The sequence below is a fragment of the Novosphingobium sp. B1 genome, assembly GCF_900176395.1.
Lineage (GTDB): Bacteria > Pseudomonadota > Alphaproteobacteria > Sphingomonadales > Sphingomonadaceae > Novosphingobium.
The window spans coordinates 12,590-28,392 of the sequence record NZ_FWXL01000025.1 but is presented as its reverse complement, the minus strand read 5'-3'; the positions used below and the strand labels follow the sequence as shown (position 1 = coordinate 28,392).

16 protein-coding genes and 1 pseudogene are annotated in these 15,803 nt (G+C 63.1%); 9 read left to right on the top strand and 8 right to left on the bottom strand.

All coding sequences use genetic code 11. From position 1 onward, the window contains the following. Positions 1–83: 83 nt before the first annotated feature. From B9A23_RS20255 to B9A23_RS22970, 5 genes and pseudogenes are all read left to right on the top strand, one after another. Positions 84–812 (top strand): annotated as a pseudogene (locus tag B9A23_RS20255) (transposase); the annotation flags it as partial. A gap of 543 nt (positions 813–1,355) precedes the next feature. Further along, a complete protein-coding gene (locus B9A23_RS23565; protein ID WP_139797605.1) occupies positions 1,356–1,577 on the top strand; it encodes a transposase in 222 nt (73 codons plus the stop codon). Between the two features lie 229 nt (positions 1,578–1,806). Continuing rightward, positions 1,807–2,961, top strand: a complete 1,155-nt coding sequence (locus B9A23_RS20245; protein WP_084281117.1) for an IS110 family RNA-guided transposase — start codon at positions 1,807–1,809, stop codon at positions 2,959–2,961. Between the two features lie 294 nt (positions 2,962–3,255). After that, the gene (locus tag B9A23_RS20240; RefSeq protein ID WP_217806646.1) at positions 3,256–3,708 is read left to right on the top strand and encodes an IS5 family transposase; all 453 of its coding nucleotides are present in this window, start codon (positions 3,256–3,258) and stop codon (positions 3,706–3,708) included. A gap of 277 nt (positions 3,709–3,985) precedes the next feature. Further along, a complete protein-coding gene (locus B9A23_RS22970) occupies positions 3,986–4,123 on the top strand; it encodes a hypothetical protein (RefSeq protein WP_176218101.1) in 138 nt (45 codons plus the stop codon). Positions 4,124–4,268: 145 nt separating this feature from the next. Here B9A23_RS22970 and B9A23_RS23410 read toward each other — a convergent pair whose 3' ends face one another. Then, positions 4,269–4,433: a hypothetical protein gene (locus B9A23_RS23410; protein WP_254895216.1), complete on the bottom strand. Its 165-nt coding sequence runs from the start codon at positions 4,431–4,433 to the stop codon at positions 4,269–4,271. Positions 4,434–4,486: 53 nt separating this feature from the next. Then, positions 4,487–5,059, bottom strand: a complete 573-nt coding sequence (locus B9A23_RS23405) for a capsular polysaccharide export protein, LipB/KpsS family (RefSeq protein ID WP_254895215.1) — start codon at positions 5,057–5,059, stop codon at positions 4,487–4,489. Positions 5,060–5,370: 311 nt separating this feature from the next. On the opposite strand from B9A23_RS23405, the gene B9A23_RS20225 reads away from it, so the two are divergent. After that, positions 5,371–6,804: an LTA synthase family protein gene (locus B9A23_RS20225; RefSeq protein WP_084281124.1), complete on the top strand. Its 1,434-nt coding sequence runs from the start codon at positions 5,371–5,373 to the stop codon at positions 6,802–6,804. On the opposite strand, the gene B9A23_RS20220 is transcribed toward B9A23_RS20225, so the two are convergent. Continuing rightward, positions 6,764–7,546 carry an SDR family NAD(P)-dependent oxidoreductase gene (locus B9A23_RS20220; RefSeq protein WP_254895214.1) on the bottom strand — a complete coding sequence of 261 codons (783 nt, stop codon included), beginning with the start codon at positions 7,544–7,546 and terminating at the stop codon, positions 6,764–6,766. The two genes, B9A23_RS20225 and B9A23_RS20220, sit on opposite strands and share 41 nt — an antisense overlap. Before the next feature lie 187 nt (positions 7,547–7,733). On the opposite strand from B9A23_RS20220, the gene B9A23_RS20215 reads away from it, so the two are divergent. After that, positions 7,734–8,396, top strand: a complete 663-nt coding sequence (locus tag B9A23_RS20215; RefSeq protein WP_254895213.1) for a sterol desaturase family protein — start codon at positions 7,734–7,736, stop codon at positions 8,394–8,396. Positions 8,397–8,448: 52 nt separating this feature from the next. Here the strand turns inward: B9A23_RS20215 and B9A23_RS20210 are convergent, their stop codons facing one another. From B9A23_RS20210 to B9A23_RS20190, 5 genes are read right to left on the bottom strand one after another with little or no spacing between them, the layout of a single operon-like run. Next, positions 8,449–9,639, bottom strand: coding sequence for a glycosyltransferase family 4 protein (locus tag B9A23_RS20210; protein WP_084281112.1), 1,191 nt, complete (start codon positions 9,637–9,639; stop codon positions 8,449–8,451). Beyond that, positions 9,636–11,120: a capsular polysaccharide export protein, LipB/KpsS family gene (locus tag B9A23_RS20205; RefSeq protein ID WP_084281111.1), complete on the bottom strand. Its 1,485-nt coding sequence runs from the start codon at positions 11,118–11,120 to the stop codon at positions 9,636–9,638. The genes B9A23_RS20210 and B9A23_RS20205 overlap by 4 nt, the downstream gene beginning before the upstream one ends. Beyond that, positions 11,117–11,710: a histidine phosphatase family protein gene (locus B9A23_RS20200; RefSeq protein ID WP_084281109.1), complete on the bottom strand. Its 594-nt coding sequence runs from the start codon at positions 11,708–11,710 to the stop codon at positions 11,117–11,119. The genes B9A23_RS20205 and B9A23_RS20200 overlap by 4 nt, the downstream gene beginning before the upstream one ends. Positions 11,711–11,722: 12 nt before the next feature. Continuing rightward, complete coding sequence (gene kdsB, locus B9A23_RS20195; RefSeq protein ID WP_176218100.1) at positions 11,723–12,562, bottom strand: 3-deoxy-manno-octulosonate cytidylyltransferase; 840 nt, start codon at positions 12,560–12,562, stop codon at positions 11,723–11,725. Positions 12,563–12,584: 22 nt separating this feature from the next. Beyond that, positions 12,585–13,646 (bottom strand): KpsF/GutQ family sugar-phosphate isomerase, encoded by a 1,062-nt coding sequence (locus B9A23_RS20190; RefSeq protein WP_084281106.1) that lies wholly within the window; start codon positions 13,644–13,646, stop codon positions 12,585–12,587. 180 nt (positions 13,647–13,826) lie between these two features. Between B9A23_RS20190 and kdsA the strand changes: the two genes are divergently transcribed. Then, on the top strand, positions 13,827–14,657 hold the full coding sequence (gene kdsA / locus B9A23_RS20185; protein WP_084281105.1) for a 3-deoxy-8-phosphooctulonate synthase: 831 nt from the start codon (positions 13,827–13,829) through the stop codon (positions 14,655–14,657). 33 nt (positions 14,658–14,690) lie between these two features. Further along, the gene (locus B9A23_RS20180; RefSeq protein ID WP_254895212.1) at positions 14,691–15,752 is read left to right on the top strand and encodes a phytanoyl-CoA dioxygenase family protein; all 1,062 of its coding nucleotides are present in this window, start codon (positions 14,691–14,693) and stop codon (positions 15,750–15,752) included. Positions 15,753–15,803: the final 51 nt, after the last annotated feature.

Below are 15,803 nucleotides of genomic sequence, written 5' to 3'. Positions count from 1 at the left end.
TTCTCCATCTTATCGGGGAGCAGCCAACTTCTAAATCCAAGCACACATGTGGCTGACGGCGAATCGCGCTCCCGCGATTACTCCATGTGTTCACGGTGCCGAGCGAGGTTGCCGAGATCGCGTTTCATAACAAGGCGGTGGTCTATGCGATCTTGTTCGATGCCGTTGCGGCAACGCTCAAGACCATCGCCGCCGATCCCAGTCACCTGGGCGGCGAGATCGGGTTCCTGGCGATTTTGCACACATGGGGTCAGGCGCTCACGCATCATCCGCATGTTCATTGCCTCGTTCCCGGCGGCGCGCTCTCTCCGGATGGACGGTGGATCGGTTGCAGGCCGAACTTCTTCCTGCCCATCCATGTCCTCTCACGCCTGTTTCGACGCCTGTTCCTCGAACGGCTTGCGGTCGCACATGCAGCCGGCCGGTTGCGGTTCTCCGGCAAGCTGGATGGGCTTGACGACGCCAGCACCTTTGTCGCCGCGGTCCGCAAGCTGCGGCGCAAGAACTGGATCGTCTATGCCAAGCCACCGTTCGGATCGCCTGAACATGTCCTCGCCTATCTTGGCCGCTACACGCACCGGGTCGCAATCGCCAACAGCCGCTTGGTCAGCGCCGACGAGACCAGCGTAGCCTTTCGCTGGCGCGATTACCGTCATGGCAACGCATCAAAGCTGATGTCGCTCAATCCGCACGAGTTCATTCGCCGCTTCCTCATCTACAGCTTGCCTGACGGGTTCCATCGCATCCGCCACTATGGCTTCCTCGCCAATGGCTGTCGTCGTGCACGGCTCGCCACCATCCGCAAGCTCCTGGGCCCGCCCAACCCGACCGCGGCCATCACGGGCGAAGTCAACAAAACCACCGCGGTGCTGCCATACTTTGACCCAACCCGGTGCCCTTGTTGTGGCGGTATGCTGCGGATCACTGCCGCTCTGCCACGCTGGCGCATCGCGCGATCACAACCTTGGCCCGATACATCATGACCACAAGAGATCGGTTCAGCATCAAACCCAGCAGCGTTGCGGCAGTGGTACCGACGAACGCGACGGTTTCCTTTGTTCGCCATCTTGCAAATCCACCCTCTGGGCAGCAGCGGCGCTCCGCAGCCAGCCCAAACTGGCGATTGCTGCGGCGATCACCACAACCTTTGTCGCGAATCCGCCGGCGTAACCACTGGAACCGAGGCCTTGGATTATCCAGGCCGAGACCGCAGCGCCCGGTGTTGTTGCACTAATCCCATAGGTCGCGCGCGCGTCAGCGGATTCGCTCAATCCGGCTTCAATGAGGTCGCGCACAGCGCCAAGCCCGCCGCTCAGCGCCGCGCGACCTCACAGAACCCTCCAGATTGACGAGGTTTGGATCAGTTGATTCAAGGCTGCTTTTGGGAGTCAGGCTTGAGCAGGGGCGATCTCACCGAAGCGGAATGGCGCGTTTTGAAGCACCTGTTGCCAATCGAGCCTGAAAACCGTGGCCGAGGCAGGCCACCTGAGCAGAACCGGTCGATTATCAACGGTATCCTCTGGAGGCTCCGCTGCGGCGCTCCGTGGCGCGACGTGCCGCCCAAGTATGGCAGCTAGAACACCATCTTTCGCCGGTTCCGGCGATGGAGTGAAGCCGGGGTCTGGGAGACCGTTGCCGTTACGCTCGCTGAGATCAAGGTGGACAGCGGCCATTACAGCATCGACAGCATCACCGTTCGTGCCCACGTCTCGGCAGCGGGCGGAAAAGATCCCATGATGAGAGTTGGATAGCGGCCTGAAGGAGATCAGAGTCGGTTTGCTACCAACCACTCTGAAAGGATTTGCTATGTCAGCAGAACCAACCTCGCAGCCTGCCGCGATCCGGGTCGATCTTGGCGCAATTTTCGTTTCTCTGGAACTGTCGAAATCGACGTGGCTTGTGACGTCGTTGTCACCTGGCAGCGAACGGATGTCGCGTCACTCATTGCCCGGCGGGGATCTTCCTGCATTACTGGCCTGTTTGGGCGCATTGCGAGACAAGTCACGGGTCCGGGAGGGCAGGCTCTATCCTGTGGTGGTCATTCAGGAGGCGGGGCTCGACGGCTTTTGGATTCATCGGGCGCTTGAGGCGGAAGACTGGATCACAAGCTACGTTGTGGATGCAGCCTCGATTGCGGTATCGCGCCGGCACCGGCGAGCGAAGACCGACCGTATCGACGGGGAGGCGTTGGTGCGTGCCCTGATGGCATGGATACGTGGGGAGCCTCGCGTCTGCTCGATGGTGCGAGTTCCTGCCATCGAAGATGAGGACCGTCGCAGGATCGGACGAGAGCGCAGGACCCTGATCGATGAGCGCAAACGGCACGTCAATCGGAACAAGGGACTGCTCTTCGGTGTCGGTATCCGGCATTATGAACCAGTGCGTCGCGATCGCCGTGAGCGCTTGGTAGAACTGCAGACCGGCGATGGTCACCCATTGCCCGCTCACCTTAAGTCCCAGATTTGTCGTGAGCTGGACCGGCTTGAACTGCTGGACCGGCAGATCAAGGCCGTGGAAGCTGAACGGGATGCCCTCTGTTCGCGAACCCACGAAAGCTCGGCTCAAGCAATGCTGGCGGGGATCAAAGGCATCGGCGTGGAATCCGCCAGCATCCTTGCGAGCGAAGGATTATTCCGACAGTTCGACAATCGGCGCCAAGTCGCGGCTTATGCAGGGCTTGCGCCCTCACCTTGGCGAAGCGGCTCGATCGATCGTGAACAGGGTGTTTCGACAGCGGGCAATCCAAGACTGCGCACGACGATGATCCAGCTAGCATGGTTGTGGCTGCGCTATCAGCCGGACGCGGCTCTTTCGCACTGGTTCCATGAACGGGCAAGCCATAGCGGCGGGCGAGGCCGGAAGGTCGCGATCGTCGCCTTGGCACGCAAGCTGCTTGTGGCCTTGTGGAAGTATGTGACCGTCGGGGTCGTGATCGAGGGAGCTGCTATGACTGCGGCATAGCCAGCGGCTGTCGCGATTTATTCCAATCCCCAGGACCTGTTCGGCCCTGACGGATCCAGGCGAACGGACCGAAGCCCCCCATGGCTTCTAATGCCGCTCAAAAGAAGGGGTCCGTTCTCCTGAGCCACGCCCCCGAATGAGGGATTATGGTGCAGCCGTCTCAAGCGGCGACCGGATATGAGGTGGTACAGGCGAGGATACCCCGCCGGTACTCGTGAAGCGGGCTCAGCTGGATACGATACCAACCGGGAAAAACGAAACGACGACATACCTCCTTGACCTGCAACTCATCATATGAGGGGGACTCATCGACGCGCTCTTGGCCGCTCGCGGGGCGGGTTCACCAGTAAGCTTCACTGCTTGGCTGATGCCCTCGAACGACCGCTCGCATTCCATCTAACGGGCGGCGAGGCGGCAGTTTGCAAGGCTTATGATGATTTGATCGACCTGCCTGAACAGGCACCCGACGCCTTCCTTGCCGACGAAGGCTATGACACCGATGCCATTCGCGCCGATCTTGCCGAACGAAAGATCAAAGCCGTCATCCCCGGCAGATCAAACCGTCGCGTGAAGATCGAATATGACCGAGCGCTCTACAAGCAGCGCAATCGCATTGAACGTATGTTCGGCCATCTCAAGATCAACCGTGCCATCGCCACCAGATACGACCAGCTTGGCAACAGCTTCCTCGGCATGGTTCATCTCGCCACCGCCAGATACTGGCTCAAATTTGTCCACGCCGCCTAGCGCGGTTGCGGTGACCAGCCATTGAGATGATCGATAGCTCAATGTTTTGGCGGCCGTCCGCGACGTTTTGGCGCAGGCGGTGGAATCAGGCTTGCGTGCGTTCGAGTATGCTCGAGGATGAGAAATATCGACCAAATCGCCGGGTTTTGCAGAAGTGTGGCGATCGACTTGCTTCTGAAACTGTCGTAGGGCGTCGAGACGTTCTCGATCTCGGTTTGGGAAGCGACGCTAGCTGCACTGTCCGGAACTGCCGGAGCAGATCCGAGGGTGTCGGGCAATGCGACGTCGCTGTACGCTAGTGCTTGAACAGATCGGCGATCAGGACGGGACGGTAATGTACCCCTTCGTCGGTTTGATCCGCGTTGTGGGGACGACACCGGCGCAGATCGAGCTTGTGATTGTCGCAAGGCTGTAGGGCATCGCCGACAAGCCGCAGATGCTTGTGCGCATTGCCCAGAACGCCAATCGCAATGTCACGGTCGTCGGCGAGGTGTCGAACAGTGCTCCCGTGCCCCTTCGCGAGCGTTACTCCATGTGCTCGCCAGCGCGGACGGCACGCATCAGCCCGGCACGAAGAAGAATATCCAGATTGCCAGGGATGCGATGGTCGTGACATGCCGGTCAAAGAGCTGATCCCGAATCTGCGGCAGAACATCCGCCTCAAGTCCAGCGATGATTACGAGTCTCCTGTTCTTTGGCGGGTCAGAGGCGACCGGGGCGATCACGACCTTGGTCGCCTCGGCAATGCCGGCAACCGAGTCTGCGTATCCGAATCGAGCTATCGCAGAAACAGGAAATCCCGTGCGCGACTATCCTTCAGTCGCTGCAGCAGTTCCGCGCCTTGCGCCTCGCGCTCCTTGCCGCGGCGCAGTTCGCGCAGCCAGCCCATGCCTTCCACCAGGGGGTGCCAGGGGCGATGGTTGTTCAAGTTCTTGTAGTGCCAGCGCGAGAACACATCCGCGAAATTGTAGGCCAGACCTTCGAGCGCACGGCGGCGGAATGTCGAGGGTAAGGGCAGGTGCTGTTCCACCGGAGGCAGTTTCGCGGCTTTGTCGAGATACCACTGCGGATCGCGCGCCAGCGACGAATGCCCGTTCATGCCGTCCCGTTCGAAGGTGACCCAATCGGGTCGAATATACCCTTCCTCGAAGACGTGAATGGGAATCTGAAGCTCGCGGCAGACTCGGGTGGCGATCATGTGATTATCGCGGCAATCGCCGAACAGCGTGACGTCGGTGATCTGCTTGTCGGCGATGATCTGCGCCAGCGCCTGCGGCCATTCCTCCAGCGTGCCTAGGAAGTCGATGCCGGAAAGCCGCCGGAACAGCCGATCCCCGCCGTTGAAGTTCACCTTCTAGACGGTATGGCCCGCTTTCGTCAGCTCTAGCCGAGTTGGCGAGACAATGGCCCCATCAGGCTTTGCAGAAGAAGAACACAGCGCTTCTGCCGGCGCGACGGTACACTTGGAAACGACATGAAGCCGACCTACCGCTTGTGCAACTTCCGGTCGATATCATTTCCAACAGCAAATGCATCCGCTTGGGTGTCGACAGCTTGGTGACAGGCCCAAACTGCATTGATAAGGCATGCCCGGCGGGCCATGACCCTGCGCATGAGTGCGACATTGACGCAAGATTTGGCACTGCAAGGACCGGCATAGGCGTGTTGACGATACTGGCCCTGCTGGCCGGATCCCTTCTGCTCGACGCCCTGGCGAGGCCGCGCGCGGCGCAACGCCCATGGTTGCGCAGTGGTGCGGGCATGGCCCTGCTTTCTGCCGCAGCTGGCCTTCCGCTGGGCCTGTTCATGGCGCTGGGCGGCAATCTGCACGTCTCGGCCGGGTTGGCGCTGGCCCTCGTCGGCCTTTACACGATGGTTTCGAATGCCAAGCACGCCATGCTGGGCGAGGCGCTGGTCTTTTCCGATCTTGCCTTGCTTGGCGCGGTCTTTCGCCATCCACAGTTCTACTTCTCGGCGCTGACGCGGGCGCAGAAGCTCCTGCTTGCCGCGGCTGCGCCGGTGGTGCCACTGCTGCTTTGGTTCACGCGCGAACCGGGCCTTGCCCTTCACCTTGCAGGGGGGCTGGTCTTTATCGGCTGTGTCGCGGCTATCGCGCTGCTGATGCGCCTGCCGCCGTGGTCGCATCTTGCATCGTTGCCGGATAGCGAAGGCGATGTGCTGCGGCACGGCCTGATTCCCACCATTGTGCTGCACTGGCTGCGCTGGCGGGCAACGGTGAACCCTGTCCCGCCCGCCGCCCTGCCGCATCGCCGGACCGATGACGAAGTTGTCATCATCGTGCAGTGCGAATCCTTTGCCGATCCGGTCGATCTGTTTGGCGACGAAGGTCTGGCCCTGCCCGGGCTGGAGGCGGCGCGCGCGGTCGCTTGGCAGCAGGGCCGGCTGCAGGTCCATGGCTTCGGCGCCTATACCATGCGCACGGAATATGGCGTCCTGTTCGGCCGGAGCGAGGCAGAGCTCGGCTTTCGCCGCTTCGATCCCTATCTGACGGCGACGGGCGAGGGGCCTCATGCCCTGCCGGCAAGGCTTGCTTCCTCGGGGTGGAAAAGCCTGTTCCTTCACCCGCATGACATGCGTTTCTACAACCGTGCCGAAATTCTGATGGCTGCGGGCTTTACGGAACTCGTCGGCGAAGAGCGTTTCGAGGCGCCAGTAGAAGGCGAGGGGCGCTATGTTACCGATGCGGCAATCGCAAGCGAACTGCTTGGAATTGCCCGCGCCGCTGCGGAGCCTACCTTGCTCTACGCGGTGACCATCGAAAACCACGGCCCCTGGGCCGATGCGGAAAGCTACCTGCGCCTGCTGCGCCATGGTGATGCGATGCTGCACGATCTCATGGCGGAGCTTTCGGCAATGAAGCGCCCTGCAACAATCGTGTTCTTCGGGGACCACCGACCCAGCATTCCCGGCGTCACTGCGCCCGGGGGCGAGCGGCATACCCCTTATGTCATCGTCCGCTTCGATGCCGCAGGGCAACCGATCCGCCGCAGCGATAGGCAGGACCTGCCACCAGCCGGCCTGCACCACGCGGTGCTCAATCTGCTGGCAGGACCGGCTTCGGCGCCAGCGCCCTGAGCAGGCGGTCCGAAAGCGACCGCGGCAGGGCGCGTTCCAGCAGCCGGATCAGCGCAAATGGCCAAGGCGTGATCAGGTGCGCCTGGCCACGGTCGGTGGCCGCGACGATCCGCCTCGCCGCTTCGTCGACATCGAGCGCAAAGGGTTTGGGGCCGGGCACCTTGCGCGCCGCGGCGGTATTGATGAACCCTGGCGATGCCAGCGTGACGGAAACGCCATGGGGCGCGACGGCAACACGCAGGGCATCGGCAAAGCGGGCAAGTCCCGCTTTCGAAGCTGAATAGGCGATCGAGAACGGAAGAGGGTGGAAACCGGCTGCCGATCCGATCAGCGCAATCTGTCCATTTCCTCGCCGCGTCATGTGCTTGGCGATCTCTGCAGCAATGACTGTAGGGCCCAGGTAATTGACCGTGCCTAGACGCTCGACCGGCTCTGCATCCTCCACCAGGTCGCCATCGGGGCGAATGTCTCCCAGACCCGAAGCGATGAACAGGCATTGCGTCGGGACAGCTTCGTCGTAGGCTTGCAGGGCAGCGCGGGCAGCACCGACATTCAGCAGATCGATGTAGCCCACCTCGATCCGGCTCGCGCCACGGTCGCGGCATTGAGCGGCAGTTGTCTCGAGCCTTGCCCGGTCGCGCCCGAGCAGCAGGATATCGTCGCCACGCGCAGCCCGCACCAATGCCAAGGCTCGGCCAAGCTCACCAGATGCGCCAATGATAATGGTACGAGATTCCAGCAAGTTGGTTCCGTATTGGATGGAGTTGTTAATCTTCTTGTGACGCAACGCACTGCAGCTTCATTCTATTAATGCGCTTGCATGGGAACCCCTACAAATATTGCTGCGTTGCCGCAGCAACGGAAGTGGCAGGGATTCGCGCGTCGGTGTTATTGCATTGCAACTACTCGCCGCAAGTTGCTTCAACCGGATGGTTTTGTGGTTGACGGTGGGGATCAATTATGACCAGAAGCAGGCAATGAGCCCGGCACCTTCGCACTCGCAGCAAATTCGGTTGTTCCGGAATGAGCGGATTGAAAAGCTGACGGTTGTCACGCCGCGCGGCTTTCTGGCGACGTGGGCTGTGCTTCTGGCATTCATCGGCTGGACTGCGTGGGGCACTGCCTCTCTGCCCACCGCTGCCGTCCTGATCGGTGCGGGGCTGATCGGCTGGGGCCTGTTCGAGTACGCGATGCACCGCTTCGTGTTTCACTGGCAGCCCGATTCGCCGATGCTGCAGCAGTTCGTGTTCATTATGCACGGCAACCACCATGCCGACCCGAACGATCCCCTGCGCAACCTGATGCCGCCCATTGCCGGTATTCCGATCAACGGCGCCGTCTGGCTCACGCTCTTCGTGCTGTTCGGTGCTAGCGCGAACTGGGCGTTCTTCGGCTTCATTGCCGGCTACATCTACTACGACATGCTTCACTACGCCTGCCACCAGTGGCCGATGAAGGGCCGCGTCGGCATGATGTTCAAGCGTCATCACATGCGCCATCATCACGGCGCGCAGGAAGGCAACTACGCCATCTCGACGCTGTTCTTCGACCGCCTGTTTCGCACGCGCGTAACCTCGCTCAAGCGCGGTTGATGCGGAAGGCAGGTCGGCCTGACTGGGCCAGTCCTACCTAGGCCGGTCCTGCCTAGGCCAATCTGGCCAGTGCCTGTTCCACCAATCCCATGTGATCGTCCCAGGTAGGAGCCTGCCATTGCGGCAGTCTCGCTGCCTGTGCCTGCCAGGCCGGGCCCCGCTCGGCATGGTCGAGCACAAGGGTCTTCCAGCGCGCACCATCAAGCGGACCGGCATAGTCTGGCGTCTCGCCGCCCACTTCGTGATGAGCCGGGATGTCGCTGCAGATCACCGGAACGCCAACTGACAGCGCCTCGGCAATCGGCATGCCGAACCCTTCGGCGAACGATGGCATCAGCAACGCCCTCGCGCCGCGTACCAACGATGCCAGCCTGCGGTCCGAACAGCCCGCCACCTCCTCGACATGCGGGGCAAGCGCAGGGCAACGATCAAGCATGTCGAGGACCTGCTCGTTCTCCCAGCCACGCCGACCGATGACGACGAGGCGGGGCACCCTCTCTGGCGGCAGGGTCTGCGCAAGCTCCCGCCACAGGTGCAGGAGAAGCAGGTGGTTCTTGCGGGGCTCGATCGTGCCGAGGCACACGAACCATGGCCGCCCGTCACCTTGCGGTGTTTCCTCGGGCAGGGCCATGCGCTCGGTGCCGAGCAGGGCGACATGGGTCGCGATCTCACGTCCCGAACGCTCGATCCATGGCTGGAACGAGCGGCCGGTCGCTGCGGAATTGACGATCACGGCATCCGCGAATGCGGCCACCGTGTCCATTCGCCGCGCATGTAATTCAGCCCCACCGGGCCGCGCGTACTCAGGATATTCGATAGGAATGAGGTCGTGGACCATGCACACGAAGCGGGCGTTCTCTGCCGTCAGCTTGCGCGCCACCTTTGCGCGGTCGATCAGGTGATGCGGCGATACCTGGACAAAGATCGGCCGCCCTTCGCCAGCCGGGATGGGCTTCGGTAGCAGCCGGATCATCCACGGCAGCACCGACGCGATCGAGCGTTGCCCGCTGCTGCCGTCCTCGCTCGTCCATCGTCGCTCGAGTTCGTCAAGGTAGGCCAGCGCCGTGGCCCGATCGATCCTGCCGTATTGGCCGGTCGGATGTACGGCGGCAAAGGCCAGCTTGTCACCATAAAGGCGCTGCAAGCCGCGGGCATAAGCCATCTCGACCCGGTCCACGCCCGACGGCGTATGGTGGCGCACGCGCGAGATCAGGCGCGAAATGTCGAGGATCACTGCAGTCATCGCAGGTGTGCCATGAACTGGCCTTGCCAGCGGCGCAATGGTGCCAGCCAGCCCAGCCGGTTGGTTGCCTGGGCCGAGGACATGCGCTGCACCAGAACCTCGGGCGGACAGGGCAGCCCCGTGACCGGATCGAGATAGCGCGGATAGAGGATCAGCACCGCAGCTACGAGCTCGTCAAGCTGCAGGCGACGCTGGCGGCGGTCAGGCACCGTGCCCAGGTTGCGGGTCAGTCCCCACCCCGCGTAGAACGGTGTCCCGTGGCAGGTCACATCGCGACCGCGCATCAGGGCCTCGAACCCCGTCAGCGAGGTGAGGACGTGTACCCCGTCGACCGCGTCGAGCAACGGCGCCATGCCGCCGCCGCGAACGATGCGATCGGCATGTTGCAGCGCGTCGCTGTCGGCAACTGCGCCCTTGCGGTGACCGGCATCGACATCGGGATGAGGGCGGAACCAGATTTCGGCGTCGGGCTCCAGCGCGCGGACACGGCGCAGAAGTTCGAGATTGGATGCCAGGCCGCCGCCGCCAGCGATGACGGACATGTCGTCTTCCACTTGCGCGGGCACAAGCACAAGCCGGCGCGAATCCTTGCGCGGGGGCATCGTATCGCCGTTGCCGGCTGCGTACTTGCTGATGCCCGCCGCCACGATGGTTTCGCGCAGTCTGGCGGCACGTTGCATCAGCTCTGGCGTGAAGGCCGTGGTTTCGATGATATTTTCAAGATCGCTCGGCCCGCTTGGGTCGAAATGGATGCCGCGGGAATCGACCACGACCGAGGAGGGGGGCACAAGATTGCTGCCAAGGCCAACCGAGCGGACAAAACCGTCTTCTACCCTGACAATCCCGGTGCCCTGCGCCTTCGCCTCGGCCAGCAGTTCCGGTGAAACGCGCGACGGCCAGACAGCCAGCGCCGCCCCTGCGGACCGCGCGGCGCCCAGCGCTGCCGATGCACGGCGCGCGATCTGCAAACGGCGTTCGGGCACCCACAGGAACCTGCGGATTTCCCTGCGCTTCCACCAGGCCATGCCGAGCGCGGCGCCGATCTCCCGGTTCGCCTTGATCTCGCGCCGCCACTGCGCAAGCAGCGCAACGGTCGCGTTGAAGTTCGAACCCTCTCCGCTGAACGGATCGCGAAAGGTCATCCTGCCGAGCAGTTCGAGCAGGCGCTGTCGCAGCCGGTCCGGCCCATCGCCCGGCTGGCCGTAGAGGCCGGGCACGGTGACGATGACCGGAAGCGACAGCAGCGTGGCGATGGCGACGCGCTCGTCGTTGCCGGGCGCGGTCAGCGATCCTGCCTGTTCCACAAGGTCCCACGGGTCCTCGGCCCGCCAGAAGGCCCCGCCGACCCTGGCTTCGCGCAGGCGTTCGATGGCATCGGGTGGCAGGTCCTGGCAGGGTGCATCAGGTCGATGGCAGGTGAGGGCCAGGTCAGGGCAAGGTTGGGGGTAGGGCGGGGCCCTGAGGAAGGGGGCGGCAATCATGGTCGGACACCCCAGGCGGTGAGCGCCAGAGCACCGTCCTGGGCCCGCTGGATCACGCCATAACTGCCCGTCGCCATTTTCAGCGTTGGCGGTCTGAGCCCGCTCGCCACAAGGGCAAAGCGCGCAGCGCCATTGCTGGTGACCAGCAAGGTCGGTGGCGAGTCAGCCTCGAGTTCGCTGAACAGGTCGTTCCACGCCGCAATCCGGGCAGGTGCATCCACGTGCCAGCCCTCCGGCGGGAGTGCGGCCTCGTCCCACGCGGCAAGCGCTTCGCTGCCAATGCGCGCGATGACTTCGGGTTCGGCGCGGTTCTCGTCGGCGCCATGGCCGATTTCCCGCAGGAAAGGCGCTGTCAGGACCGGCACCGGGTGCGCTTGCGCGGCGAGCACGGCTTCGGCCGTCTGGCGGGTGCGTTGCAGCGGCGAGACCAGCGCGCGAGCAAAGGACCAGCCGATGGCGGCAAAGTGCGCGCCCAGGGCTTCGGCCTGGGCATGGCCGGCTGGCGTCAGCGGCAGGTCAGTGGCCGCGCCGATGCGGCGGGGTGTTTCCCCGGCGCCGAAGGTGTTGCCGTGACGGACGATGACAAACATGGCGCGACCGTATCAGGCGGGCGACGGGCTGGATGACGGAAGGCTGGCTGGCATGGCAGTGGCGCTGTCTGCCAGCGCCCGCTCCGCCTTGGCAAGGTCTTCCGGGGTATCGATCCCCGAGAGATGATGGGCCGGCATGTCGACCGGGACCGTGTCGATGCGCCATCCGCCTTCGAGAAAGCGCAACTGCTCGAGCCCTTCGAGGACTTCGTAATGCCCCGGGGATGCCGAAGCGAACCATTCGAGCGCGTCCATCGTAAAGCCGTAAAGACCAAGGTGCTGCCAGACCGGCGACAGTGCCTCGCGCCGCAGCGCTGCTTCGTTGCGCAGAGCCGGAATGATGGTCTTCGAGAACCACAGCGCGCGTCCGTCTTCGGCGCGGACGCAGGTCGTCCCGCTGAACGGCGCGGTGCGCTTGTGTTCGCGAAGGCGATCGAGCCGTTCCCAATCGAGCTGGCTGACCGGCGTGGCCACAGCGGCTGCCCCTTGCCGCAACGTGCGCATGAGCTGGCAGACGATGCCGGACGGGACGAACGGCGCATCGCCCTGCAGGTTGATCACCCGCGCTGGCCTTTGCGCGCATTGCGCGGCGGCTGCGGCAGCGCGGACGGTGCCCGAATCGAGGTCCGCAGCAGTCAGGGCGACAGCGACGCCGGTCTCTTCGGCGTGAGCGGCAATCCGGTCATCGTCGGTCGCCACCAGAACGTGGCAGTTGCCGAGTTCCGCTGCGGCTGCGCGCGCATTTTCGACCACGCGTTCGAGCAGGGTCCTGCCCGCCAGGCGCAGCAGCGGCTTGCCCGGCAAACGGGTTGACGCAAACCGGGCGGGGACGACGATGAGATCAGCGATCATTTCCGAAGTCGTGCCGGAAGTGTCAGACAATCCCGGTTCTCACGATATCGTGCATGTGCAGCACGCCCACCAGCTTGCCGGCATCTTCGACGAAGATCACCGATACCGCGTTCTGGTTCATGATGCGCAGAGCTTCGGTGCACAGCGTGCCGGTTGTGACCGTCACCGGGTTGGGTGACATGTGGCGGGCAATTTCGTCCTGCAGATCGTGCACCGCGATGCAGCGCCGCAGATCGCCATCGGTGAACACGCCAACCAGCCGGTTCGCACCATCGACCACTGCCGTCGCGCCATAGCGCTTCCGGCTCATTTCGATGGTGGCGTTGCTTAGCGTGGCATTGCGGCCAACGATGGGAATGGCCGCGCCAGTGCCCATGATCTGGTCGACCAGGAGAAGCTGTGCGCCCAGCTTGCCGCCGGGGTGGAATACGCGAAAATCGGTTGGCGTGAAGCCGCGTGCCTCGATCAGCGCCACGGCGAGCACGTCACCCAGCACGAGTTGCAGGGTGGTGGACGTCGTCGGCGCAAGATCGTTGGGGCAGGCTTCGCGCACGAGGGGGAGAATCAGGCGAATATCGGCAGCGCGCGCCGCAGTGCTTTCCGGCCAGGCCGTTGCCGCGATCAGCGTGATGCCAAACCGCTTGCAGTATTCGAAGATATCCTTGAGTTCGGTCGTCTCACCCGACCAAGTGATGGCGAACACCACGTCGCGCTCGGTGATGATGCCAAGATCGCCGTGGCTTGCCTCGCCCGGGTGAAGGAACAGGGCCGGCGTGCCGGTGGAGCGCAGCGTGGCGGCAATCTTGCGGCCGATGTGTCCGCTCTTGCCCATGCCGGTGACGACGACGCGGCCTTCGGTCCTGGCCATCGCGTTGATCGCTTCATCGAGCGCGAGGCGGAACGAGGGGACTTCGAGATAGCGCTTGAGCGCATCGAGCCCCTGAATTTCGGTTTCGACGGTCTTTATCGCCGAACTGACGAAACTGTCGGGAATTCCACCCTGACTGTCGAGGTGAGGCTTCGCAACGGAAAGACGAGCATCTTCATCCGCAGGGACATCGCGATTTACAGGAGATGTAGCCATCAAAAACGGGTTCCCAACTTCCTAGCCTTGTTTCCGGTTGTTTACCAAGTCAGCTCTTTCGGCCTTGCATGGATTGATTATTTATCCGGAATTCGCCTATTGCACGCCCCGTCCTAATGACGACCGATTAACCGGATACTCTCGGACGTCCAAGCCCCTTACTGCGGAATCGAAACGAAAATGCTCCTCAATGGATCGAAAGTGGGGAAGAATGCACCCCTCTTCATCATCGCTGGTCCCTGCGTTATCGAATCCGAGCATCACACGCTGTCCGTGGCCGAAACACTCGCAACGATAGCTGACAGACTTGGGCTGCTGCTAATTTTCAAGAGCTCTTTCGACAAGGCGAACCGTTCTTCAGGCAAGTCGTTCCGTGGCCCGGGCTTGGAGAAAGGCCTTCGCATCCTCGAAAAGGTCCGCGCGGAAACCGGGCTTGCGGTACTCACCGATGTGCATGAGCGCGAACATGTTGGCGCCGTGGCCGAGGTGGTCGACGTGCTGCAAACGCCTGCATTCCTTGCCCGGCAGACCGACTTCATCGCTGCGGTGGCGGCTTCGGGCAAGCCGGTGAACATGAAGAAGGGCCAGTTCATGGCGCCGGGCGACATGAAGCATGTCGTGGCCAAGGCGCGCGATGCGGCCACGCAGGCAGGCTGCGATGCCGATGCGTTCATGCTCTGCGATCGCGGCGTGTCGTTCGGCTACAACACGCTGGTATCGGACATGCGTGGGCTTGCCATCATGGCTGAAACCGGATGCCCGGTGGTTTATGATGCCACGCATTCGGTGCAGCAGCCGGGCGGACTGGGCGAGAAGTCCGGCGGCCAGCGCGAGTACGTGCCGCTGCTGGCCCGCGCCGCGGTTGCAGCCGGCGTGGCAGGCGTGTTCATGGAAACGCACCCCGATCCCGATGCCGCATTGTCGGATGGTCCCAACGCCTTGCCGCTTGCCGCGTTTGAACCACTGGTTCGGCAGCTTATGGCGATTGACGCGCTGGTTAAGGCGCAATAGCCGCTTGCAGGTGCAGAAACTGGTCCTGATTTCATGACGGCGGGTCAAGGGCGCCTCACGCCGGGCAAGCGCCTGGCCCGGCTGGCGATGATGCCTGTATGGGCGGTCCAGTTGCTTACCGGCGCCAAGAGCTTTCTCGACAATCCGCTGATCGGCTCGCCTGCGCTCAATGCACGGGGACTTCATGTGGCGCGCGTGCATGCTGCAGATGCGCTGTGCCGTTGGCGGCGATCGCGGCTCGCGCGTCGCGTCAGGGCAGACTGGCGCGAAGCGTTCGATCGCGACGGGTTCGTCGTCATACCCGAGATCGTGCCGCCCGATGACTTTCCGGCACTGCGCCAGGCCCTGCTGACCTACGAGGGCGAGGCGCGCGAGATGCGGCAGGGTGATGCCGTGACGCGGCGTCTGGCAATCGACCCGCAGATGCTGTCATCGATCCCCGAATTGCGCCGCCTTCTGTCGCGGCCTGATTTCGTGGCCTTGCTGGATTACGTGGCAAGCTACCGAACGACGCCTCTGCATTACATCCAGACGATCGTATCGCACGTGGGCGGCAACGAGCCCGATCCGCAGGAAACCGTCCACGCCGACAGCTTTCATTCCTCGCTGAAATCCTGGCTGTTCCTCAACGAGGTTACCGCCGAGGACGGCCCCTTCACCTTTGTCAGGGGATCGCACCGGTTCACTGCCGAGCGATTGGCTTGGGAGCGGGCAAGAAGTCTGCGTGACCCTGCATCCATTGATCGTCTTTCCGCACGGGGATCGCCGCGCGTTGCGCCAGAGGCACTGGCTGCGATGAAATTGCCGGAGCCGGAAGGCCTTGCCGTGGCCGCAAACACGCTTGTCGTGGCCGACATGGTGGGTTTTCATGCGCGGGGGCCATCGTCCCGTTCCGGCGAGCGGGTCGAGATCTGGTCCTATGCCCGTCGCAATCCGTTCCTGCCCTGGCTCGGTGGTGATCTGCTGAGCCTGCCGGGACTGGCCGAGCGGCGGATCGGCTGGGTCTGGGCGCTGCGTGACCGGTTTGAAAAGCAGATCGGCCAGCCATGGAAGCCCGTCGGCAAGCGCACCGCGCTGACAAGCCTGCCTGACTGACACTGCGGCAAGGACGGCACCTTGCACCACCTTTGTTGGCGAAGGTGTAAT

Coding starts and splice junctions, on each gene's coding strand:
- B9A23_RS20245 (WP_084281117.1), top strand. CDS start 1,807: ATGTCAGCAGAACCAACCTCGCAGCCTGCCGCGATCCGGGTCGATCTT.
- B9A23_RS20240 (WP_217806646.1), top strand. CDS start 3,256: ATGAGGGGGACTCATCGACGCGCTCTTGGCCGCTCGCGGGGCGGGTTC.
- B9A23_RS22970 (WP_176218101.1), top strand. CDS start 3,986: ATGCGACGTCGCTGTACGCTAGTGCTTGAACAGATCGGCGATCAGGAC.
- B9A23_RS20215 (WP_254895213.1), top strand. CDS start 7,734: ATGGTTTTGTGGTTGACGGTGGGGATCAATTATGACCAGAAGCAGGCA.
- B9A23_RS20210 (WP_084281112.1), bottom strand. CDS start 9,639: ATGACTGCAGTGATCCTCGACATTTCGCGCCTGATCTCGCGCGTGCGC.
- B9A23_RS20205 (WP_084281111.1), bottom strand. CDS start 11,120: ATGATTGCCGCCCCCTTCCTCAGGGCCCCGCCCTACCCCCAACCTTGC.
- B9A23_RS20200 (WP_084281109.1), bottom strand. CDS start 11,710: ATGTTTGTCATCGTCCGTCACGGCAACACCTTCGGCGCCGGGGAAACA.
- kdsB (WP_176218100.1), bottom strand. CDS start 12,562: ATGATCGCTGATCTCATCGTCGTCCCCGCCCGGTTTGCGTCAACCCGT.
- B9A23_RS20190 (WP_084281106.1), bottom strand. CDS start 13,646: ATGGCTACATCTCCTGTAAATCGCGATGTCCCTGCGGATGAAGATGCT.
- kdsA (WP_084281105.1), top strand. CDS start 13,827: ATGCTCCTCAATGGATCGAAAGTGGGGAAGAATGCACCCCTCTTCATC.
- B9A23_RS20180 (WP_254895212.1), top strand. CDS start 14,691: ATGACGGCGGGTCAAGGGCGCCTCACGCCGGGCAAGCGCCTGGCCCGG.